The organism is Streptomyces sp. LaBMicrA B280 (assembly GCF_049222185.1).
GTDB lineage: Bacteria > Actinomycetota > Actinomycetes > Streptomycetales > Streptomycetaceae > Streptomyces > Streptomyces murinus.
Genome location: NZ_JBMJCT010000006.1, coordinates 147,189 through 169,028, shown reverse-complemented (window position 1 = coordinate 169,028; position 21,840 = coordinate 147,189). Strand labels below are relative to the sequence as shown.

16 protein-coding genes, 2 pseudogenes and 1 riboswitch are annotated in these 21,840 nt (G+C 74.2%); of the genes and pseudogenes, 16 read left to right on the top strand and 2 right to left on the bottom strand.

Annotated elements, in window-relative coordinates; all coding sequences use genetic code 11:
* Positions 1-13: 13 nt before the first annotated feature.
* Entirely contained in the window at positions 14-694 is a 681-nt protein-coding gene (locus ACLF5H_RS06370; protein WP_421675073.1) for a class II aldolase/adducin family protein, read from the bottom strand.
* Between the two features lie 196 nt (positions 695-890).
* Between ACLF5H_RS06370 and ACLF5H_RS06365 the strand changes: the two genes are divergently transcribed.
* The 10 genes and pseudogenes from ACLF5H_RS06365 (at position 891) to cobI (ending at position 14,598) form a co-directional block, all read left to right on the top strand.
* Positions 891-1,652: a lysozyme gene (locus ACLF5H_RS06365; protein ID WP_421675072.1), complete on the top strand. Its 762-nt coding sequence runs from the start codon at positions 891-893 to the stop codon at positions 1,650-1,652.
* A 154-nt stretch (positions 1,653-1,806) separates the two neighbouring features.
* On the top strand, positions 1,807-3,075 hold the full coding sequence (locus ACLF5H_RS06360; protein WP_421675071.1) for an inorganic phosphate transporter: 1,269 nt from the start codon (positions 1,807-1,809) through the stop codon (positions 3,073-3,075).
* Between the two features lie 31 nt (positions 3,076-3,106).
* Entirely contained in the window at positions 3,107-3,334 is a 228-nt protein-coding gene (locus tag ACLF5H_RS06355; protein WP_421675070.1) for a hypothetical protein, read from the top strand.
* A 160-nt stretch (positions 3,335-3,494) separates the two neighbouring features.
* Positions 3,495-3,637, top strand: a riboswitch (cobalamin riboswitch).
* A 99-nt stretch (positions 3,638-3,736) separates the two neighbouring features.
* On the top strand, positions 3,737-4,690 hold the full coding sequence (locus ACLF5H_RS06350) for a cobalamin biosynthesis protein (RefSeq protein WP_421675069.1): 954 nt from the start codon (positions 3,737-3,739) through the stop codon (positions 4,688-4,690).
* The gene (locus tag ACLF5H_RS06345) at positions 4,687-6,195 is read left to right on the top strand and encodes a cobyric acid synthase (RefSeq protein WP_421675068.1); all 1,509 of its coding nucleotides are present in this window, start codon (positions 4,687-4,689) and stop codon (positions 6,193-6,195) included. Before ACLF5H_RS06350 ends, ACLF5H_RS06345 begins: the two co-directional genes overlap by 4 nt.
* Positions 6,192-9,848 (top strand): cobaltochelatase subunit CobN, encoded by a 3,657-nt coding sequence (cobN, locus tag ACLF5H_RS06340; protein ID WP_421675067.1) that lies wholly within the window; start codon positions 6,192-6,194, stop codon positions 9,846-9,848. The genes ACLF5H_RS06345 and cobN overlap by 4 nt, the downstream gene beginning before the upstream one ends.
* Positions 9,845-11,892, top strand: a pseudogene (locus ACLF5H_RS06335) (putative cobaltochelatase). The gene cobN and the pseudogene ACLF5H_RS06335 overlap by 4 nt, the downstream one beginning before the upstream one ends.
* Positions 11,892-12,491: a cob(I)yrinic acid a,c-diamide adenosyltransferase gene (gene cobO / locus ACLF5H_RS06330; RefSeq protein WP_421675066.1), complete on the top strand. Its 600-nt coding sequence runs from the start codon at positions 11,892-11,894 to the stop codon at positions 12,489-12,491. The pseudogene ACLF5H_RS06335 and the gene cobO overlap by 1 nt, the downstream one beginning before the upstream one ends.
* Positions 12,485-13,870 carry a cobyrinate a,c-diamide synthase gene (locus ACLF5H_RS06325; RefSeq protein WP_421675065.1) on the top strand — a complete coding sequence of 462 codons (1,386 nt, stop codon included), beginning with the start codon at positions 12,485-12,487 and terminating at the stop codon, positions 13,868-13,870. The genes cobO and ACLF5H_RS06325 overlap by 7 nt, the downstream gene beginning before the upstream one ends.
* Positions 13,867-14,598: a precorrin-2 C(20)-methyltransferase gene (gene cobI, locus ACLF5H_RS06320; RefSeq protein WP_421675064.1), complete on the top strand. Its 732-nt coding sequence runs from the start codon at positions 13,867-13,869 to the stop codon at positions 14,596-14,598. The genes ACLF5H_RS06325 and cobI overlap by 4 nt, the downstream gene beginning before the upstream one ends.
* A gap of 23 nt (positions 14,599-14,621) precedes the next feature.
* Here cobI and ACLF5H_RS06315 read toward each other — a convergent pair whose 3' ends face one another.
* Entirely contained in the window at positions 14,622-15,353 is a 732-nt protein-coding gene (locus ACLF5H_RS06315; protein ID WP_421675063.1) for a ZIP family metal transporter, read from the bottom strand.
* Between the two features lie 119 nt (positions 15,354-15,472).
* Here ACLF5H_RS06315 and cobM point away from each other — a divergent pair, with 119 nt between their 5' ends.
* The 6 genes and pseudogenes from cobM to cobC form a co-directional block, all read left to right on the top strand.
* Positions 15,473-16,363 (top strand): precorrin-4 C(11)-methyltransferase, encoded by an 891-nt coding sequence (cobM, locus tag ACLF5H_RS06310; protein ID WP_421675062.1) that lies wholly within the window; start codon positions 15,473-15,475, stop codon positions 16,361-16,363.
* The gene (gene cbiE, locus ACLF5H_RS06305) at positions 16,360-17,598 is read left to right on the top strand and encodes a precorrin-6y C5,15-methyltransferase (decarboxylating) subunit CbiE (RefSeq protein ID WP_421675061.1); all 1,239 of its coding nucleotides are present in this window, start codon (positions 16,360-16,362) and stop codon (positions 17,596-17,598) included. Before cobM ends, cbiE begins: the two co-directional genes overlap by 4 nt.
* Positions 17,595-19,298: a precorrin-3B C(17)-methyltransferase gene (cobJ, locus tag ACLF5H_RS06300; RefSeq protein WP_421675060.1), complete on the top strand. Its 1,704-nt coding sequence runs from the start codon at positions 17,595-17,597 to the stop codon at positions 19,296-19,298. Before cbiE ends, cobJ begins: the two co-directional genes overlap by 4 nt.
* Positions 19,295-19,882, top strand: coding sequence for a precorrin-8X methylmutase (locus ACLF5H_RS06295; RefSeq protein WP_421675059.1), 588 nt, complete (start codon positions 19,295-19,297; stop codon positions 19,880-19,882). Before cobJ ends, ACLF5H_RS06295 begins: the two co-directional genes overlap by 4 nt.
* Positions 19,879-20,790: a sirohydrochlorin chelatase gene (locus tag ACLF5H_RS06290; RefSeq protein WP_421675058.1), complete on the top strand. Its 912-nt coding sequence runs from the start codon at positions 19,879-19,881 to the stop codon at positions 20,788-20,790. Before ACLF5H_RS06295 ends, ACLF5H_RS06290 begins: the two co-directional genes overlap by 4 nt.
* Positions 20,780-21,820: pseudogene (gene cobC / locus ACLF5H_RS06285) on the top strand (Rv2231c family pyridoxal phosphate-dependent protein CobC); the annotation flags it as partial. The gene ACLF5H_RS06290 and the pseudogene cobC, both read left to right, overlap by 11 nt.
* Positions 21,821-21,840 lie beyond the last annotated feature (20 nt).

The following is a 21,840-nucleotide window of genomic DNA, read 5'->3' as shown; positions in this document are numbered from 1 at the left end:
TGCGGGACACGGGTCACCTCCGTTGGCCGTATCCCTTCAGGCGTTCCCCGACTTCGGTGAGTTGTGCCTCCGTCAGCAGAGATGGGGTCAGACCCGGGACCGAGGAGGCGGTCAGCCAGAGGCGGCACATCCACTCCAGCTGGGCGGTGCGGTCGTACGCCTGGTCGAGCGTGGCGCCGTAGGTGACGGTGCCGTGGTTGCGCAGCAGGCACCCGGAGCGGCCGTCGAGGGCCCCGAGCATGTGCTCGGCCAGCTCGTCGGTGCCGTAGGCGGCGTACGGCGCGACGCGCACCGGTCCGCCGAGGGCGGCGGCCATGTAGTGGACCAGCGGCAGCTCGGGCACCAGCGTGGAGACCGCGGTGGCGTGCACGGCGTGGGTGTGGACGATCGCGCGGGCGTCGGTGGTGCGGTAGACGGCGAGATGCATGGGCAGCTCGCTGGTCGGCACCAGCGTCCCGAGCACCTGACGGCCGGTGAGGTCCACACCGGTGATGTCGTCCGGGGTGAGCCGGTCGTAGGGCACACCCGTCGGGGTGACCAGCACCAGGTCCCCGACGCGCGCGGAGACATTGCCTGAGGTGCCGACGACCAGTCCGTCGGCGACGCTCCGCCGGGCTGTCGCCACCACCGCCGCCCACGACTGAGCCGCTTCCTCGCGCACTTCTCCGCCCGTCTTCCGCAGCTTGGAGGTCATGTCCGCGATCCTGCCAGCCGCTTGTACACCAGGTGGGCGGTCGCCGCACTTCCGTCCGAACCCGCGCACCACCAAAAGGGTGTATATCCGGCCAAAAGCTAAAAATCTCCACTGATTCGATGATCACCGGTCCTTGAATGAGCCCTCCTTGCCCTCCGGGCGACCTGGTCGTCCGTCACCCCCGGGGAGCCGGCCCATGGCCCGTGACCGCACCCACCTCCGCCGCCGCGCCGGTGCCCTCGCGGCGACCACGGCGGCCCTCGCCCTCGCCCTCACCTGCGCCGCCACCGCCGCGGCCGGCCCCCCGGACCGGATCGCGAGCCGGCCCAAGGGGCACGACGTGTCGTCCCACCAGAAGACGGTGGACTGGCCGACCGCGCAGGCCCGCGGGGCGCACTTCACCTACGTCAAGGCGACCGAGTCCACGAGCTACCACAACCCCTATTTCCACCAGCAGTACGACGGCGCCCGCGACGCGGGACTGATCCGCGGCGCCTACCACTTCGCGCTGCCGGACGAGTCCTCCGGCGCCGCGCAGGCCCGCTACTTCGTGGCGCACGGCGGGGACTGGCGGGCCGACGGCTGGACGCTGCCGCCCGCGCTGGACATCGAGTACAACCCGTACAGCGCGAAGCACCCCTGCTACCGGCTGGGCTGGAAGCGCATGACGTCCTGGATCTGGTCCTTCAGCGACGAGATGGCCCGCGAGACCGGCCGCCGCCCCGTGCTCTACACCACGGCCCAGTGGTGGAAGCAGTGCACCGGCGACAGCCACGCCTTCGCCTCCCGCCACCCCCTGTGGGTCGCCCGGCACGGCACCTCGGAGCCGGGCAGGCTGCCCGGCGGCTGGCAGTACTGGACCTTCTGGCAGTACGCCACCGCGGGCCGGCTGCCGGGTGACCAGAATCTCTTCAACGGCAGCTCCGGCGGGCTGCGGACCTTCGCCGCGGGCTGGTGACCCAAGGGGCGCATGGGCGCGCCCGGTTCGGGAAGCGGAAGCGGAGGCTCACGCCCCCGATGCGGACACCCCTCTGCCCGCCCCAGTTCATCTTCCGTTCACCCAGGTTGCCTACGTTCCTCCAGACAACGACCTCGAATGATTGCCTGGGTAAATGGAAAGCTTCTCGCTGATCCTCGCGATTGTGGTGGTTACCGCACTCGCGTTTGATTTCACGAACGGTTTCCACGACACCGCGAACGCGATGGCCACCACCATCTCCACAGGCGCGATGAAGCCGAAGCTCGCGGTAGCCATGTCCGCCACCCTCAACCTGGTGGGCGCCTTCCTCTCCGTGGAGGTCGCCAACACGATCTCCAAGGGACTCGTCGATGAGAGCGGAATCCGCCCCGAGGTCATCTTCGCCGCTCTGGTCGGCGCGATCCTCTGGAACCTGCTGACCTGGCTGGTGGGCCTGCCCTCCAGTTCCTCGCACGCCCTGATGGGCGGTCTGATCGGCGCCGCCGTCGCCTCCGCCGGGTTCGGCGCCGTGCACGGCGGCGTCCTGGTCACCAAGGTGCTGCTGCCCGCGGTCGCCGCACCGGTCGTGGCGGGTGTCGCCGCCCTGGTGGCCACCCGGCTCTCCTACAACGCCGGCACCAAGACCGAGGGCGAGGCCACCCGCAAGGGCTTCCGCGTCGGCCAGGTCGCCTCCGCCGCGCTGGTCTCCCTCGCGCACGGCACCAACGACGCGCAGAAGACGATGGGCGTCATCACCCTCGCGCTGATCGCGGGCGGCGCCATCGCCCCCGGCTCCAACCCTCCCACCTGGGTGATCCTCTCCGCGGGCCTCGCCATCGCGCTCGGCACCTACATCGGCGGCTGGCGCATCATCCGCACCATGGGCACGGGCCTGACCGATCTGGAGCCCCGTCAGGGCTTCGCCGCGCAGACCAGCGCCGCGACCGCCATCCTGGCCTCCTCCCACCTCGGCTTCTCCCTCTCCACCACCCATGTCGTCTCCGGCGCGGTGATGGGTTCGGGCCTCGGCCGCAAGGGCGGTGTGGTCCGCTGGTCCACCGCGACCCGGATGACCGTCGCCTGGGTGCTCACCCTGCCGGCCGCCGCGCTGGTCGGCGCGGGCGCCGAGGCCGTCACCGAACTCGGTGACGGGGGCACCGCCGCGGTCGCCGTCTTCCTGGTCGCCGCGAGCGCCTGGATCTACAAGCTGTCCCGGCGCGAGGTCATCGACCACACCAATGTGATCGCCGACCCGGCCGCGGAGCCCTCCGGCGTGGTGACCACCGCCATCGCCGCGGTGAGCCCCCCGCCCACGGGCGCGATCACCGAGGACCTGACGGCCACCATCCCGGCCCCCGCGGGGGCTCCGGCCGCCGAGGCAGCGGCCCCCGCCGCCTCGGTCCCGCCGGCCGCCACCGTCTGACCCCGAGCCCGTTCACCAAGGAAGCATCCCCATGAAGATCGACTGGGCGTCCATCGGCTCCGTCTTCGGCGTCAGCCTCGCGTTCACCGTGGGCCTGGTGGTCCTGTTCACCCTCGGCGTCAACGGCCTCGCCCGGCGCGAGAAGGCCGCGGCCGAGGGCGGCTCCGCCACGCTCGCCGTCACCGGCGCCTACGTCTGCTTCGCGGCCTGCGCGGCGGCGGTGGCGTACGGCATCCTCCTGATCGTCTCCAAGTCCTGAGCCCGGGCCCCGGTCCCGGGGCCCGGCAGTTCCCGAAGGCTCCCCTGCGCCACCCGCGGCAGGGGAGCCTCTCGCGTACCCGGCCGCCCCTCGTGGCGCGGCAACACCCCTCGTGGTGTGGGAATCTGCACACTCCCGCAGGTCAACGGCAAGTTGACGGCCGTTCCGGGGGCGTGGTGGACTGCCCACGCCATTTACGGCAGCAGAAGAGGAAGCCGGTGCGAATCCGGCGCGGTCCCGCCACTGTCACCGGGGAAGAACCCCCGGGTAGCCAGGAACTCTCGCCGCCGGATCACGTCGAACCAGGGCGCGGACACCCTGAGTGAGGACACATCGCCATGCTCGGCTGCCGAAGGACCAGTACCAGGACCACTGTCGCGGTGACCACGGCCGACTGAGCCGATGGCCGCCGATCGCAGGTACGCGTACGGCGCCGCCGCCGGACTTCTCGGCGACCTCCTCCTCGGCGATCCCCGCCGCGGGCATCCGGTCGCCGCGTTCGGGCGCGCGGCCGCCGCGGTCGAGGGCGCGTTGTGGCACGACCACCGCGGCTGGGGCGCTCTGCACACCACCGTGTGCGCCGGTGGCGCCGTCGCGCTCGGCGCGCTGGCCGCCCGTGTCGTACGCCCCTCCCCCGCCGCCTCCGTCGCCCTGACCGCCGCGGCCGCCTGGGCCGTCGTCGGCGGCACCTCCCTCGCCCGCGAGGCGGAGGCCATCGGCGCCGCCCTGACCGCCGGGGACATCGAGGCGGCCCGCGCCCGGCTGCCGCATCTGTGCGGCCGGGACCCGCAGGCGCTGGACGCCGACGGGATCGCGCGGGCCGTGGTCGAGTCGGTCGCCGAGAACACCTCCGACGCGGTCGTCGGCGCCCTGGTGTGGGGCGCGGCCGCCGGAGTGCCGGGACTGCTGGGCTTCCGGGCCGTCAACACCCTCGACGCCATGGTGGGTCACAAGTCCCCCAGGCACCGCCGCTTCGGCTGGGCGTCCGCGCGCCTGGACGACGTGGCCGGCTGGCCGGGGGCCCGGCTGACCGCCGTCCTCGCCGCCGCGGCCGGACCCGATCCGCGCGGCGCCGTACGGGCGTGGCGCGCCGACGCCCGCCGCCATCCGAGCCCCAACGCCGGTCCCGTGGAGGCCTCCTTCGCGGGAGCCCTCGGCGTGCGCCTGGGCGGCACCCTCTCCTACGGCGGCCGCGTCGAGCACCGACCCGTGCTGGGCGGCGCCACCGGACGGGCCGTGCGGGTCACCGACATCGGGCGGGCCGTACGGCTCTCCCGGCGCGTCGGCCTGCTCGCGCTCGGCACCACCCTCGGCGCCCGCCTCCTCGTCAACGGACTGAAAGGACGCGGGAAGTGAACGGTGGTCTCCTCGTCGCCGGCACCACCTCCGACGCCGGAAAGAGCGTCGTGACGGCCGGGATCTGCCGGTGGCTGGTGCGCCAGGGCGTGAAGGTCGCGCCGTTCAAGGCGCAGAACATGTCCCTCAACTCCTTCGTCACCCGCGAGGGCGCCGAGATCGGGCGGGCCCAGGCCATGCAGGCCCAGGCGTGCCGGATCGAGCCGACCGCGCTGATGAACCCCGTGCTGCTCAAGCCCGGCGGCGAACAGAGCAGCCAGGTGGTGCTGCTGGGCAAGCCGGTGGGCGAGATGAGCGCGCGCGGCTACCACGGCGGGCGCCGGCAGCGGCTGCTCGGCACGGTCCTCGACTGCCTGGCCGAGCTGCGCGGCCAGTACGACGCGGTGATCTGCGAGGGCGCGGGCAGCCCCGCCGAGATCAATCTGCGCCGCACCGACATCGTCAACATGGGCATCGCGCGCGGCGCCCGGCTGCCCGTGCTCGTCGTCGGCGACATCGACCGCGGGGGCGTCTTCGCCTCCTTCTTCGGCACCCTCGCGCTGCTCTCGCCCGAGGACCAGGAGCTGGTCGCCGGATTCCTGGTGAACAAGTTCCGCGGCGATGTCTCGCTGCTGGAGCCGGGCCTGGACATGCTCAAGGACCTCACCGGGCGGCCGGCGTACGGCGTGCTGCCGTTCCGGCACGGGCTCGGGATCGACGAGGAGGACGGCCTGCGTGTCTCCCTGCGGGGCGCGGTGCGGGAGTCGGCCGTCGCTCCCCCGCTCGGCGCCGACGTGCTGCGCGTCGCCGTGTGCGCGATCCCGCTGATGTCCAACTTCACCGACGTGGACGCGCTGGCCGCCGAACCCGGCGTCGTGGTGCGGTTCGTGGACCGCCCGGAGGAGCTGGCCGACGCCGATCTGGTGATCGTCCCCGGCACCCGGGGCACCGTCCGGGCGCTCCGGTGGCTGCGCGAGCGCGGCCTCGCCGACGCGCTCGCCCGCAGGGCCGCCGAACACCGGCCCGTGCTCGGCATCTGCGGCGGCTTCCAGATCCTCGGCGAGCACATCGAGGACGACGTGGAGTCGCGGGCCGGCGCTGTCCCCGGCCTCGGACTGCTGCCCGTACGGGTGCGGTTCGCCCGCGAGAAGACCCTCACCCGCCCCACCGGCCGGGCCCTCGGCGAGCCGGTCGGGGGGTACGAGATCCACCACGGCGTCGCCGAGGTCACCGGGGGCGAAGCCTTCCTGGACGGCTGCCGGGTCGGCCAGACCTGGGGCACCCACTGGCACGGCTCACTGGAGTCGGACGGCTTCCGGCGGGCCTTCCTGCGCGAGGTGGCCGCCGCCGCGGGCCGCCGCTTCGTGCCCGCGCCGGACACCTCTTTCGCCGCGCTGCGCGAGGAGCAGCTCGACCGGCTCGGCGATCTGATCGAACAGCACGCGGACACGGACGCGCTGTGGCGGCTCATCGAGTCCGGCGCGCCGCAAGGACTGCCCTTCATCCCACCGGGAGCGCCCGCATGAGCACAGTGTTGTTGTTGTCGACCGCCGACACGGATCTGCTGGCGGCCCGTGCCTGCGGCGCCGGTTATCTGATCGGCAACCCCACCCGGGTCGACGTCGCCGAGGAGTTGCCGCGGCTGCTGGCGGGCGCGGACCTCGCCGTCGTACGGCTGCTCGGCGGCAAGCGCGCCTGGGAGGACGGGCTGGCCGCGCTGAAGGCGTCCGGCGTCCCGGCGGTGCTGCTGGGCGGCGAGGCGGTGCCGGACGCGGAGCTGATGGCCGACTCGACCGTGCCCGCCGGAGTGGTGGCGGAGGCGCTGCGCTATCTGGTCGAGGGCGGCCCGGACAATCTGCGCGAGCTGTCCCGGTTCCTGTCCGACACCGTGCTGCTGACCGGCGAGGGCTTCGAGGAGCCGCGCCGGATGCCGGAGTTCGGCGTGCACGGCGGGTACGAGGTGCAGGACGGCCGCCCGACCGTGGGCGTGCTCTTCTACCGGGCCCATGAACTCAGCGGCAACACCGCCTTCGTGGACACTCTGTGCTCGGCGATCGAGGCGCGGGGCGCCAACGCCCTCCCGGTGTACTGCGGTTCGCTGCGCGGCGCGGACGCCGGGCTGTACGAGCTGCTGGGCCGGGCCGACGCGCTGGTCGCCACCGTGCTCGCGGCCGGCGGCACCCATGCCTCAGAGGCGTCGGCGGGCGGCGACGAGGAGGCCTGGGACATCGGCGCGCTGGCCGACCTGAACATCCCGGTGCTGCAAGGGCTCTGCCTCACCTCCTCGCACAGCGCCTGGGACGAGTCGGACGCCGCGCTCTCCCCCATGGACGCGGCGATGCAGGTCGCCATCCCGGAGTTCGACGGCCGGCTGATCACCGTGCCGTTCTCCTTCAAGGAGCAGGGCCCCGACGAGGTCCCGGTGTACGTCGCCGACCCCGAGCGGGCCGCCCGGGTGGCCGGGATCGCGGTGCGGCACGCCCGGCTCGGGTACCAGCCGAACGCCGAGAAACGCGTCGCGCTGGTCTTCACCGCCTACCCGACCAAGCACTCCCGGGTCGGCAACGCGGTCGGCCTGGACACGCCCGCCTCCGCCGTCCGGGTGCTGGACGCGCTGCGGGACGCCGGGTACGCGCTCTCCGAATACCCCTCCGAGGGCGACGAGTTGATCCACCGGCTGATCGAGGCCGGCGGCCACGACGTGGAGTGGCTGACCGAGGATCAGCTGGCCGCCGCACCCGCGCGGGTGCCGCTGGCCGACTACCGGGCGTGGTTCGAGAAGCTGGACCCCGCGCTGCGCGAGGCGATGACCGAGGCGTGGGGCGAGCCGCCGGGCAACCTCTACGTGGACGGCGACGACATCGTGCTCGCCTCCCTCCGGTTCGGCAACGTCGTGGTGATGATCCAGCCGCCGCGCGGCTTCGGCGAGAACCCGATCGCGATCTACCACGACCCCGACATGCCGCCCTCCCACCACTACCTGGCCGCCTACCGCTGGCTTGACCACACCTTCGGCGCGGACGCGATCGTGCACATGGGCAAGCACGGCACGATGGAGTGGCTGCCGGGCAAGGGCCTCGGCCTCTCCCGCGGCTGCGCGCCGGACGCGGTGCTGGGCGAACTGCCGCTGATCTACCCGTTCATCGTCAACGACCCCGGCGAGGGCACCCAGGCCAAGCGGCGCGGGCACGCCACGGTCGTGGACCATCTGGTGCCGCCGATGGCCCGCGCCGACACCTATGGCGACCTCGCCAAGCTGGAACAGCTGCTGGACGAGTACGCGCTCGTCTCCGACCTCGACCCGACGAAGGCGCCGGCCGTCCGCGCCCAGATCTGGACCCTGGTCAAGGCCGCCGAGCTGCACCACGACCTGCATGTGGACGAGCAGCCGGACGACGAGGCGTTCGACGAGTTCGTGATGCACATCGACGGCTATCTGTGCGAGATCAAGGACGTGCAGATCCGCGACGGCCTGCACATCCTGGGCGGCGGCCCGGTCGGCGAGCCCCGCGTCAACCTCGTCCTCGCCGTGCTGCGCGCCTCCCAGGTGTGGGGCGGGCAGGCGAACGCGCTGCCCGGCCTGCGGGCCGCCCTCGCCGGGCATTTCGGGCTGGTGGAGAAGGAGTTGCTGGCCGAGCCGGGCACGCCGGTGAAGGTGCCCGTGGAGCTGACGGACCTGGTCGAAGGACCGGCGCGGACGGCCGCCGACGCGATCGACCTGCTGGAGCAGCTGTGCCGGCGGATCGCGGAGGGCATGGAGGCGCGGGACTGGGCGCGCGAGTCCGTACGGGAGGTCGTGCGGGAGGCGCTCGGCGGCGTCGAACTCCCGGACGCGGTCGCCGTGTCGGAGTTCGCGTGCGACGAGGTCGTACCGCGGCTCGCGCGCACCACGGACGAGATCGGGCACATCCTGCGGGCGCTGTACGGCGGTTACGTCCCGGCGGGGCCCTCGGGCTCGCCGACCCGCGGCCTGGTGAACGTCCTGCCGACCGGCCGCAACTTCTACTCCGTCGACCCCAAGGCCATTCCGTCCCGGCTGAGTTGGGAGGTCGGGCAGTCGCTCGCGGACTCGCTGGTGCAGCGGTATCTGGCCGACACCGGTGAGTACCCGAAGTCCGTCGGCCTGACGGTCTGGGGCACGTCCGCGATGCGCACGCAGGGCGACGACATCGCCGAGATCCTGGCGCTGCTGGGCTGCCGCCCGGTCTGGGACGACGCCTCGCGCCGGGTGACCGGCTTCGAGGTGATCCCCCTGGCCGAGCTGGGGCGCCCGCGCATCGACGTCACGGTCCGCATCTCCGGTTTCTTCCGGGACGCGTTCCCGCATGTGGTCGGGCTGATCGACGACGCGGTGCGCGCGGTGGCCGCGCTGGCGGAGCCGGCCGAGTCCAACTATGTGCGGGCGCACGTGGAGGAGGACACCGCCGAGCACGGCGACCGGCGCCGGGCCACCGCCCGTATCTTCGGCTCCAAGCCGGGCGCGTACGGCGCGGGGCTGCTGCCGCTGATCGACGCGCGCAACTGGCGCTCCGACGCGGACCTCGCCGAGGTGTACGCGGTGTGGGGCGGCTACGCGTACGGCCGGGGCCTGGACGGGCGGGCGGCGCGCGGGGACATGGAGACGGCGTTCAAGCGGATCGCGGTGGCGGCGAAGAACGTCGACACCCGCGAGCACGACCTGGTCGACGCCGACGACTACTTCCAGTACCACGGCGGCATGGTCGCCATGGTGCGGCACCTGACGGGGGCCAACCCCGAGGCGTACGTGGGTGATTCGGCCGTACCGGACCAGATCAGGACGCGCACGCTGGGCGAGGAGACGCACCGGGTGTTCCGGGCGCGGGTGGTCAACCCGCGCTGGATGGCGGCGATGCGCCGGCACGGGTACAAGGGCGCCTTCGAGATGGCGGCGACCGTGGACTACCTGTTCGGGTACGACGCCACGGCGGGCGTGGTCGACGACTGGATGTACGAGAAGCTGTCGGCCGAGTACGTCTTCGACCCGGAGAACCGGGACTTCATGAAGAAGTCCAACCCGTGGGCGCTGCGCGGCGTCACGGAGCGGCTGCTGGAGGCGGCGGACCGGGGCCTGTGGGCGGAGCCGGACGCGGAGACGCTGGAGCGGCTGCGCGCCACCTATCTGGAGCTTGAGGGCGACTTGGAGGGCGACGACCAGTGACGACTCCCTTTCCTTTCACGGCCGTTGTCGGCCAGGACGATCTGCGGCTCGCGCTGCTGCTGAACGCGGTGTCCCCGGCGGTCGGCGGTGTGCTGGTGCGCGGCGAGAAGGGCACCGCGAAGAGCACCGCCGTGCGGGCCCTGTCGGCGCTGCTGCCCGCGGTGGCCGTGGTGCCCGGGTGCCGGTTCTCGTGTGACCCGGGGGCGCCGGATCCGGGGTGCCCGGACGGGCCGCACGAGGCGGGTCCGGTCGGTGAACGGGCCGCGCGGATGGTCGAGTTGCCCGTCGGGGCCTCGGAGGACCGGCTGGTCGGGGCGCTGGACATCGAGCGGGCGCTCGCGGAGGGCGTGAAGGCGTTCGAGCCGGGCCTGCTGGCCGACGCGCACCGCGGCATCCTGTACGTGGACGAGGTCAACCTGCTCCACGACCACCTGGTCGACCTGCTCCTTGACGCGGCGGCGATGGGTGCCTCGTACGTGGAGCGCGAGGGCGTCTCCGTGCGGCACGCCTCGAAGTTCCTGCTCGTCGGGACCATGAACCCGGAGGAGGGCGAGCTGCGCCCGCAGCTGCTCGACCGGTTCGGGCTGACCGTGGAGGTCGCCGCCTCGCGGGAGCCGGACCAGCGGGTGGAGGTCGTACGACGGCGCCTCGCGTACGACGACGACCCCGCCGGCTTCGCCGCGCGCTGGGCCGGCGAGGAGGCCGCCGTACGGCAACGGGTTGTCGCGGCACGGGAGTTGCTGCCCCAGGTGCGCCTGGGTGACGCGGCGCTGCGGCAGATCGCGGCGACCTGCGCGGCCTTCGAGGTGGACGGCATGCGCGCCGACATCGTGATGGCGCGCACGGCGACCGCGCTGGCGGCGTGGGCCGGGCGGACGGACGTACTCGCCGAGGACGTGCGGCAGGCGGCGCTGCTCGCGCTGCCGCACCGCAGGCGCCGCAACCCGTTCGACGCGCCGGGCCTGGACGAGGACAAGCTGGACGAGACGCTGGAGCGGTCCGCCGGCCGGGACGGGGACGGCGACGACGACCCCGACGGCCCCGGTGGTGGCGGGCAGCCGGCGCCCGAGTCCGGTCCCGAGGGCGGCGGGGACACCGCCGCGCGGCCCGAGGCCGGTGAGGGCGGGGAGCCGGGCACGACGCTCTTCCGATCTCCGAGGCCGGTGAGGGCGGGGAGCCGGGGCCCACCGGTGCCGGTGCGGGCGAGCAGGCCCCGGCGCGGGCGGCCGAGCCGTTCCGGACGAAGGTGCTCAGCGTGCCCGGGATCGGGGAGGGTGCCGCCGGGCGACGCTCGCGGGCGCGGACCGAGCACGGGCGGACCACGGGGGCGCGACGGCCGCAGGGCGCCCTGACCAAGCTGCACCTGGCGGCGACCGTACAGGCGGCGGCGCCGCATCAGCGGGCGCGCGGCCGGTCCGGGCCCGGTCTGGTGATCCGCCGGGACGATCTGCGGCAGGCGAGCCGGGAGGGGCGCGAGGGCAATCTCGTGCTGTTCGTCGTGGACGCCTCCGGGTCGATGGCGGCCCGGCAGCGGATGGGCGCGGTGAAGGGCGCCGTGCTGTCGCTGCTGCTCGACGCCTATCAGCGGCGGGACAAGGTGGGCCTGGTGACCTTCCGGGGTTCCGGCGCGGAGGTAACGCTGCCGCCGACGTCCTCGGTGGACGCGGCGGCCGTACGGCTCGAATCGCTGCCGACGGGCGGCCGTACCCCGCTCGCGGCCGGGCTGCTCAAGGCGCACGAGGTGCTGCGGGTGGAGCGGCTGCGGGATCCGGCGCGGCGGGCGCTGCTGGTCGTGGTGACCGACGGCCGGGCGACGGGCGGTCCTGAGCCGGTGGCGCTCGCGGGGCGGGCGGCGCGGCTGTTCGCGGCCGAGCAGGTCGCCTCGGTGGTCGTGGACTGCGAGTCGGGGCCGGTGCGGCTCGGGCTCGCCGGGCAGCTCGCGGGTGAACTCGCGGGCACGGCCGTCACGTTGGACGAGCTGCGGGCGGACTCCATCGCCGGTCTGGTGCGGGATGTGCAGGGGACGTCGAGGAGGGCCGCGTAATGCCGCAGGGACAGCCGAGTGTCGTACCGGACGACGGCCTGACGACCCGTCAGCGGCGCAACCGGCCGCTGGTCGTGGTGCACACGGGCGTCGGCAAGGGGAAGTCGACCGCCGCGTTCGGGCTGGCGCTGCGGGCCTGGAACCAGGGGTGGCCCATCGGGGTGTTCCAGTTCGTCAAGTCGGCGAAGTGGAAGGTCGGCGAGGAGAACGCGCTGCGCGTGCTCGGCGCCTCCGGCGAGGGCGGGCGCGTGGACTGGCACAAGATGGGCGAGGGCTGGTCCTGGGTGCAGCGGGACGCGCAGATGGACAACGAGGAGAAGGCGCGGGAGGGCTGGGAGCAGGTCAAGCGGGACCTGGCGGCCGAGACGTACCGGTTCTACGTCCTCGACGAGTTCGCGTACCCGATGCACTGGGGGTGGGTGGACACCGAGGAGGTCGTGGAGGTGCTGCGCGACCGTCCCGGCACCCAGCATGTGGTGATCACCGGGCGGAACGCGCCCGGGAAGCTGGTGGACTTCGCGGATCTGGTGACCGACATGTCCAAGGTCAAGCACCCCATGGACGTGGGGCAGAAGGGCCAGAAGGGCATCGAGTGGTGACACCGTCGACGCCTCGGCTGGTCGTGGCCGCGCCCTCCTCGGGCAGCGGCAAGACCACCGTGGCCACCGGGCTGATGGCCGCGTTCGCCGCGCGGGGGCTCGCCGTGTCCCCGCACAAGGTCGGGCCCGACTACATCGATCCCGGGTATCACGCGCTCGCGACCGGGCGGACGGGGCGGAACCTGGACGCGTATCTGTGCGGTCCTGAGCTGATCGCTCCGCTGTTCCTGCACGGGGCGCGGGGGTGTGACATCGCCGTGGTCGAGGGCGTGATGGGGCTGTACGACGGGGCGGCCGGGGAGGGTGAGCTGGCGTCCACCGCGCAGGTGGCGAAGCTGCTGGGGGCGCCGGTGGTGCTGGTGGTGGACGCGTCGGCGCAGTCGCGGTCGGTGGCGGCGCTGGTGCACGGGTTCGTGTCCTGGGATCCGGGGGTGCGGGTCGGGGGCGTGATCCTGAACAAGGTGGGGTCCGCGCGGCACGAGGAGATGTTGCGGGAGGCGCTGGACTCCGTGGGGGTGCCGGTGCTGGGGGTGTTGCGGCGGGCTCCGCTGGTGGAGACGCCGTCCCGGCATCTGGGGTTGGTTCCGGTGGCCGAGCGGCGCGGGGTCGCGGTGGACGCCGTTGCGGAGATGGCGGCGCTGGTCTCCGACGGGTGCGACCTGGCCGCGCTGGAGCGGCTGGCGCGTTCCGCGAGCGCCGTCCCCGGGGGCTCCGTCCCCTGGACCCCCGACTTTACGCCCGCCCACGACGACCCGTCGCCGTCCGCCGAAGGACCAAAGCCCCGTGTCGCCGTCGCCGGTGGCCCCGCCTTCACCTTCTCCTACGCCGAGCACACCGAACTCCTCACCGCAGCCGGGGCCGAGGTCGTCACCTTCGATCCGCTCCATGACGAGGAACTGCCCGACGGAACCGCCGGGTTGGTCATCGGGGGCGGGTTCCCCGAGGTGTACGCGGCCGAGCTGTCCGCGAACGAGCCGCTGCGCAAGGCCGTGGCCGAACTGACCCTGTCCGGCGCGCCGGTGGCCGCGGAGTGCGCCGGACTGCTGTACCTGTGCCGCGAGTTGGACGGCAGTCCGATGTGCGGCGTGCTGGACGCCGGCGCGCGGATGGCGGAGCGGCTCACGCTCGGGTACCGGGACGCCGTGGCCGTCGGGGACAGTGTGCTGGCCGCCGCCGGGACCCGGATGCGGGGGCACGAGTTCCATCGCACCGTGGTCGAGCCGGGGGCCGGTGCCGCGCCCGCCTGGGGGATCCGGGGCCGGGAGCGGCGGGTCGAGGGTTTTGTACAGCGGGGTGTGCACGCGAGCTATCTGCACACGCACTGGGCGTCCGAGCCCGGTGTCGCCCGTCGGTTCGTGGAGAGGTGCCGGACGTCATGAGCAGCAGGCTGATCGGTGTCGGGGTGGGCCCCGGGGACCCGGAGCTGGTGACCGTGAAGGGGGTCAACGCGCTGCGGGCGGCCGACGTGGTCGTCGTACCGGTGATGGACAGCGGTGAGCGCGGGCGGGCCGAGGCGACCGTGGCGCACTATGTGTCCGGGGAGAAGATCGTCCGCGTGGTGTTCGCGCTGAACGAGCGGTCCGACCGGGCGCGCCGGGAGGCCGCCTGGGACGCGGCGGGCGCGCGGGTCGCGGAGCTGCTGGGGCGGCACGGCTCGGTCGCGTTCGCCACCATCGGGGACCCGAACGTGTACTCGACGTTCACCTATCTCGCGCAGACCATCGCGGAGCTGGTGCCCGGGGTCGTGGTGGAGACCGTGCCGGGGATCACCGCGATGCAGGATCTCGCGGCCCGCTCGGGTGCCGTGCTGACCGAGGGCACCGAGCCGCTGACGCTGGTGCCGGTGACGGCGGGCGCGGCGGTGCTGGAGGAGGCGCTGGCCGGTCCGGGGACGGTCGTGGCGTACAAGTTCGGGCGGCAGGCCGCCGAGGTCGCCGGGGCGCTGGCGCGGGCCGGGCGGCTGGACGACGCGGTGTGGGGTTCGGCGCTGGGGCTGCCGGAGGAGTCGGTGCGGCCCGCGGCGGAGCTGGACGGCTCCCCGCTGCCGTATCTGTCGACGCTGATCGCGCCGCCGCGGCGGGACGGCGGGCGGGGCGGGAAGCTGTGAACGGTGCCCGGCGGCCGGCCCGGTCAGCCGGAGATGCCGACCACCAGCCAGATGAACGCGGCCCCGGCCACCGTGCACAGCAGGGTGGAGCGGGCGGGGTGCTCATGGTGGGCCTCGGGCAGGATCTCGGCGGCGGCGAGGTAGAGCAGGACGCCGCCGAAGAGGCCGAGATAGCCGCCGAGCACCGGTTCGGGGATGTGGAAGAAGACGGTCGACAGCGCGCCCACCAGGGGTGCGCAGGCGTCCGCGACCAGCATCCCGATGGCGCGGCGGCGGGCGTTGCCGTACAGGCTGGTGATGGTGAAGGTGTTGAAGCCGTCGGCGAAGTCATGGGCGATCACGGCGAGCGCGACGGCCGTGGCCATGCCGCTGCCGACCTGGAAGGCGGCGCCGATGGCGACGCCGTCCATGACGCTGTGGCCCACCATGGCGCCGGCCGCGGTGAGGCCCACCTCGGGCGCCCGGTGGTGGTTGTGCTCGTCCCCGCCGTGGGCGGCCTGGCGCGCGGCGAGGGTGCGTTCCACGAGATGGGCGAGGAGAAATCCGGCCACGAACAGCAGCAGGGCCGCGGGGACGCCGAAGATCTCGCGGTCGGCGGCGCGCAGCGCCTCCGGCAGCAGGTCGAGGCCGACCACGCCCAACATCAGACCGCCGGCGAGTCCCAGGACGAGATGCCGACGGTCGGTCACTCGCTGAGCCGTCCAGCCGCCGGCCAGCGTCATCAGGAACGCGCCGAGCGCGACGAAGACCGCCATAGGCACTTGCTATCCGATGAAGGCGCCTTCGCGCACATCGGGCGCCTCACATATCGCCTCGCATCCTGACATTTCACCCCGCTACTGCCGTGTGCTTTCCGTACGAGAGGACTTTTCCGATGGCCGACGCCGCCCCGGACGCCGCTGCCGGCGCCACCGCCGAAACCGCCGCCGAGACCGTCACCGCCGCCCCTCTGGGTGCCGGTGGCGGAAAAGTGACCTTCGTCGGAGCGGGTCCCGGCGCCGCCGATCTGCTGACGTTCCGGGCCGCGCGGGCGATCGCCGAGGCGGACGTGGTGATCTGGGCGGCGAGCCTGGTGCAGGCGGAGGTGCTGGAGCACGCGCGGGCGGACGCGGAGGTGCTGGACTCGGCGGCCATGTCCCTGGAGCAGGTCGTCGCGGTCTACGCGCGGGCGCACGCCGAGGGCCTCAAGGTGGCGCGGATCCACTCCGGCGATCCGGCGCTGTGGGGCGGCACCCAGGAGCAGCTGGACCGGTGCGCGGAGCTGGGCATCGCCACCGAGGTGGTGCCCGGGGTGTCGTCGTTCTCCGCGGTGGCCGCCCTCGCACAGCGCGAGCTGACGATCCCCGAGGTCGCGCAGTCCGTCGTGCTCACCCGGCTCGGCGGCGGCAAGACACCGATGCCGCCCGGCGAGGAGGTGCGCGAGTTCGCCCGGCACGGCACCACGATGGCGCTCTTCCTGTCGGCGGCGCGCAGCGGTCAGCTGGTGCGGGAGCTGCTGGAGGGCGGCTATCCCACGTCCACGCCGGTGATCGTCGCCTACCAGGCGACCTGGCCGGAGGAGCTGATCGTGCGGTGCACGATCGGCACCCTGGAGGAGACGGTCAAGGAGCACAAGCTGTGGAAGCACACGCTGTTCCTGGTCGGCCCCGCGCTGGCGGCGCGGGGCACCCGCTCGCACCTCTACCACCCCGGGCACTTCCACGGCTTCCGCAAGGCCGACCCGGGGGCCCGGCGGGCGCTGCGCGAGCGGGGGGCGGGCAGTTGATCACGGTCGTCGGTACGGGGACGGGGTCGCCGCCTCCCGAGGACGTCGCGGCGGGCGCCGCGCTCGTCGTCGGCGGGCGGCGGCATCTGGACGCGGTACGGCTGCCCGCCGGGGCCGAGCGGATCGTGCTCGGCCCGCTGGCGCCCGCCCTTGACGCCATCGCCGGGTACGTCGCCAGGGAGCTGCCGGTGCTTGTGCTGGCCTCCGGGGACCCCGGCTTCTTCGGGATCGTGCGGGCGCTCGCCGAGCGCTTCGGACCCGAGCGGCTGGCGGTGCGCCCCGGGGTCTCCTCGGTGGCCACCGCGTTCGCCCGGCTCGGGCTGCCCTGGGACGACGCGCTCGTGGTCAGCGCGCACGGCAGGGACCCGCGCACCGCCGTCAACGCCTGCCGCGCGCATCCGAAGGTCGCCGTCCTCACCGGACCGGGCGCGGGCCCCGCCGAACTGGGCGCCGCGCTCGCCGGCCGCGACCGGACCCTCGTGGTGGCCACCGCGCTGGGCGACCCGGAGCGGGAACGCGTGGAGCGGGTGACGCCCGCGCAGGCGGCGGCACGGGACTGGGGTACGGCGGTGAGCGTGGTGCTGTGCCTGGCGGAGCCCTCGGCGCCGGGCCCGCTGCGCGCCGTCGCGGGGGTTCCGGCGGGTCCCGCCCGCTGGGCCCTGGCGGAGGCCGAGTTCGCCCACCGCGACTCGATGATCACCAAGTTCGAGGTGCGCGCGCTCGCGCTGGCCCGGCTCGGGCCGCGGCTCGGGGACCTGGTGTGGGACGTCGGCGCCGGGTCCGGCTCGGTCGCGGTGGAGTGCGCGCGGCTCGGCGCGGCCGTCGTCGCGGTCGAGAAGGCCGCGGACGGGGTGGACCGGATCCGGGAGAACGCCCGCGCCCATGGCGTCGGGGTGGACGTCGTGCACGGCACCGCGCCCGAGGCGCTGGCCGCACTGCCCGACGACCCGGACGCCGTGTTCATCGGGGGCGGGGGGCGCGAACTGCCCGCCGTGATCCAGGCGTGCGCGCTGCGTGCGCGCCGGTCCGTGGTGGTGGCCATGGCCGCCCTGGACCGGGTGCCCGCGGCCCGCGCCGCGCTGACCGGTGCCGGGTTCGACTGCGACGGCGTGCTGCTCCAGTCCTCGCGGCTCGCCCCGCTGCCGGGGGACGTGACCCGGCTCGCGGCCACCAACCCGGTGTTTCTGCTCTGGGGCGTCAGAACCCCCGTTCCCATCGAAGGAGTTGACCAGTGATCGGCCTGATTTCCGCCACCGCGGCGGGGGCGGTGGCACGGGACCGGCTGGCCGCGGCCTGGCCGGACCGCACCCGGGTGTACGAGGGTCCGGTCGGGGAGGCGGTACGGTCCGCGTTCGCCGAGTGCGCGCAGCTGGTGTGCTTCCTGGCGACGGGCGCGACGGTACGACTGCTCGCGCCGCTGCTCGCCGACAAGGCGGCCGACCCCGGTGTGGTCTGTGTGGACGAGGGCGGCCGGTTCGCGGTGTCGCTGGTCGGCGGCCACGGCGGCGGCGCCAATGAACTCGCCCGTCAGGTGGGTGAGTTGCTCGGCGCCGAGCCGGTGGTGACCACGGCCACGGACGCCGTCGGACTGACCGGTCTCGACACGCTCGGGCTGCCCTGCGAGGGCGCGGTCGCCGCCGTGTCCCGGGCCCTGCTGGACGGCGAACCGGTCGCGCTCGACGCCGAGTTGGCCTGGCCGCTGCCGCCGCTGCCGGTGTCGCCGCGGGGGTCGTACACGATCCGGCTCACCGACCGGGACGTCGAACCCGGCGAGCGCGAGGTGCTGTTGCGGCCGCCGTCCCTGGTCGTCGGGGTCGGCGCGTCCAAGGGTGCCCCGGTGGACGAGGTGCTCGGGCTGATCGAGGGCACGCTGCGGGAGGCGGGGCTGTCCCCGCGGTCCGTCGCCGAACTCGCCACCGTGGACGCCAAGTCGGCGGAGCCGGGCATCCTGGGCGCCGCCGAACGGCTGGGCGTGCCCGTGGTGACGTACTCCGCCGGGGAACTGGCCGCCGTCGAGGTGCCCAACCCCTCCGCCGCGCCGCTCGCGGCCGTCGGCACCCCCTCGGTCGCCGAGGCGGCGGCGCTGCTCGGCGGCGGTGAACTCCTCGTCCCCAAGCGGAAGTCGGACGCCTCCCCGGCGATGGCGACCTGCGCCGTGGTGCGCAGGCCCGGGCGCGGGCGGCTCGCGGTGGTCGGGCTCGGACCCGGCGCCCGGGATCTGCTCACCCCGCGCGCGACGGCCGAGCTGCGCCGGGCCTCGGTGCTGGTCGGGCTCGACCAGTACGTGGACCAGATCCGCGATCTGCTGCGGCCCGGCACCCGGGTGCTGGAGTCCGGGCTCGGCGCCGAGGAGGAGCGGGCCCGCACCGCGGTCGAAGAGGCCCGGCGCGGGCACGCGGTGGCGCTGATCGGCAGCGGGGACGCGGGCGTGTACGCCATGGCCTCGCCCGCGCTCGCCGAGGCGTCCGACGACATCGAGGTGATCGGGGTGCCCGGGGTGACGGCCGCGCTGGCCGCCGCCGCGATCCTCGGCGCGCCGCTGGGCCACGACCATGTCTCCATCAGCCTCTCCGACCTGCACACGCCGTGGGAGGTCATCGAGCGGCGGGTGCGGGCGGCGGCCGAGGCGGACCTCGTGGTCACCTTCTACAACCCCCGTTCCCGGGGCCGTGACTGGCAGTTGCCCAAGGCGCTCGGCATCCTCGCCGAGCACCGCGCGCCGACGACGCCCGTGGGTGTCGTGCGCAACGCCTCGCGGCCGGACGGGTCGAGCCGGGTCTGCACGCTGGCCGGGATCGATCCGGCGTGCGTGGACATGATGACGGTCGTCACCGTGGGCAACACCGCGACCCGTACCGTCGCCGGGCGCATGGTGACCCCGCGCGGCTACCGCTGGCAGAGCGGCCGGGGCGAGCGGCCGGAGGAGACCCGGTGAACCGGATCGTGCACCCCATCGAGCAGGAGTCCTTCCGGCGGCTGCGCGCCCGCCTGGACACCTCGCACCTCCCGCCGCTGACCCGGGCGGTGGTGGAGCGGGTCATCCACTCCGCCGCCGACCTGGAGTACGCGAGCGACCTCGTCCTGGCGGAGGCGGACCTGGTGCCGGCGCATGCCGCGCTGCACGCCGGGGCGCCGGTCGTCGTGGACGTGGAGATGGTCGCGGCCGGGATCACCCGGCGCGAGACCGTGTGCCGTCTGAAGGACGCCGAGTCCGGCCCGGGGCTCACCCGTTCGGCCCATGCGATCCGGCTCGCCTACGAGCAGGTCGGGCCCGGCGCCCTGTGGGTGATCGGCTGTGCGCCGACCGCCCTGGAGGAACTGCTGACCCTGGACGCCGACCCGGCGCTCGTCATCGGCCTGCCCGTCGGCTTCGTCGGCGCGGCCGAGTCCAAGGCCGCGCTGCGCGAGAGCGGGCTGCCCGCCGTGAGCAACGTGTCCGAGAAGGGCGGCTCGGCGGTCGCGGCCGCCGCCCTCAACGCCCTGCTGTACCAACCGATCTCACCCGAGGAGACCCTGTGACCACCCCGCCCGCCCTGCTGATCGCCGGCCATGGCACCCGTGACGACGCCGGAGCCGAGGCGTTCCGTGCCTTCGTGCGGGAGCTTGGCCTGCGCCGTCCCGATCTGCCCGTCGCGGGCGGCTTCATCGAGCTGTCCCCGCCGCCGCTGGGCGACGCGGTGGCCGAGCTGGTGGAGCGGGGCGTACGCCGGTTCGCGGCCGTGCCGCTGATGCTGGTGTCCGCCGGGCACGCCAAGGGCGACATCCCGGCCGCGCTGGCCCGTGAGAAGGAGCGGCACCCGAGCATCTCGTACACCTACGGCCGCCCGCTGGGCCCGCACCCGGCGCTGCTGAACGTGCTGGAGCGGCGCCTGGACGACGTGATCGGCGAGCAGGACCGCGCGGAGGTGACCGTGCTGCTGGTCGGCCGCGGCTCCACCGACCCGGACGCCAACGCGGAGGTGTTCAAGGCGGCCCGGCTGCTCTGGGAGGGCCGGGGGTACGCCGGTGTGGAGACGGCGTTCGTGTCCCTCGCGGCGCCGGACGTGCCGAGCGGTCTGGACCGCTGTGTGGCGCTGGGCGCGCGGAAGATCGTCGTGCTGCCCTACTTCCTGTTCACCGGGATCCTCCCGGACCGGGTGCGGCGGCAGACCGAGGAGTGGGCGGCCGGGCACCCGGAGACCGCCGTCGCCTCGGCCGATGTCATCGGTCCCGAGCCGGAGTTGCTGGACCTGGTGCTCGAACGGTACGAGGAGGCGGTCAAGGGCGATCTGCGCATGAACTGCGACTCGTGCGTGTACCGGATCGCACTGCCGGGCTTCGAGGACAAGGTGGGCCTGCCGCAGCAGCCGCACTTCCACCCGGACGACGACGGCCACGATCACGGGCACCACCACCACGGCGGGCACACGCACAGCCATGCCCACTGAGGACTCCCCCGGTCCCGATCTGCGCCATCACGGGGACGCCGAGGTACGGGACGACGGCGCGGCGCTGGTCGACCTCGCCGTCAACGTACGGTCGGACACGCCCCCGCCATGGCTGCGCGAGCGGATCGCCGCCTCCCTGACCTCCCTCGCGGCCTACCCGGACGGGCGGGCCGCGCGGGCGGCGGTGGCGGCGCGGCACGGGCTGCCGGTGTCGCGGGTGCTGCTGACGGCGGGCGCGGCGGAGGCGTTCGTGCTGCTCGCCCGCGCGCTCAAGGTCCGGCAACCGGTCGTGGTGCACCCGCAGTTCACCGAGCCGGAGGCGGCGCTGCGGGACGCCGGGCACATGGTGCAGCGGGTGCTGCTGCGGCCTGCGGAAGGCTTCCGGCTGGATGCCGCGCTGGTGCCGGAGCGGGCCGATCTGGTGGTGATCGGCAATCCGACGAATCCGACGTCGGTCCTGCACCCGGCCTCGGTGCTCGCCTCGCTCGCCCGGCCCGGGCGGGTGCTGGTGGTGGACGAGGCGTTCATGGACGCGGTGCCGGGCGAGCGGGAGGCGCTGGCCGGGCGGACGGACGTCCCCGGTCTCGTGGTGCTGCGCAGCCTCACCAAGACCTGGGGGCTCGCGGGTCTGCGCATCGGCTACGCGCTGGCCGAGCCCGAGATCATCGCCGAGCTGGAGCGGGCCCAGCCGCTGTGGCCGGTGTCCACCCCGGCGCTGGCCGCCGCCGAGGCGTGCATGTCGCCCCGCGCCCTGGCGGAGGCGGCCCACGCGGCGCATCGCCTCGCCGGTGACCGGGCGCACCTGGTCAGCGGCCTGACCGCGCTCGCCTCCCGCGGGGTGCGGGTCGCGGGACCGGCCGAGGGCTCCTTCGTCCTGGTCACCGTCCCGCGGGCGGCCGCCGTACGGCACCGGCTGCGCGACCTCGGCTACGCCGTGCGCCGCGGCGACACCTTCCCCGGACTCGGCACCGACTGGATACGCCTCGCCGTCCGCGACCGCCCCACGACCGACACCTTCCTGACCGCCCTGGGGTCACCAGCCCGCAGGCC

Coding starts and splice junctions, on each gene's coding strand:
- ACLF5H_RS06355 (WP_421675070.1), top strand. CDS start 3,107: ATGAAGATCGACTGGGCGTCCATCGGCTCCGTCTTCGGCGTCAGCCTC.
- ACLF5H_RS06360 (WP_421675071.1), top strand. CDS start 1,807: ATGGAAAGCTTCTCGCTGATCCTCGCGATTGTGGTGGTTACCGCACTC.
- cobI (WP_421675064.1), top strand. CDS start 13,867: ATGAGCAGCAGGCTGATCGGTGTCGGGGTGGGCCCCGGGGACCCGGAG.
- ACLF5H_RS06350 (WP_421675069.1), top strand. CDS start 3,737: ATGGCCGCCGATCGCAGGTACGCGTACGGCGCCGCCGCCGGACTTCTC.
- ACLF5H_RS06370 (WP_421675073.1), bottom strand. CDS start 694: ATGACCTCCAAGCTGCGGAAGACGGGCGGAGAAGTGCGCGAGGAAGCG.
- cobN (WP_421675067.1), top strand. CDS start 6,192: ATGAGCACAGTGTTGTTGTTGTCGACCGCCGACACGGATCTGCTGGCG.
- cobM (WP_421675062.1), top strand. CDS start 15,473: ATGGCCGACGCCGCCCCGGACGCCGCTGCCGGCGCCACCGCCGAAACC.
- ACLF5H_RS06315 (WP_421675063.1), bottom strand. CDS start 15,353: ATGGCGGTCTTCGTCGCGCTCGGCGCGTTCCTGATGACGCTGGCCGGC.
- cobO (WP_421675066.1), top strand. CDS start 11,892: ATGCCGCAGGGACAGCCGAGTGTCGTACCGGACGACGGCCTGACGACC.
- ACLF5H_RS06365 (WP_421675072.1), top strand. CDS start 891: ATGGCCCGTGACCGCACCCACCTCCGCCGCCGCGCCGGTGCCCTCGCG.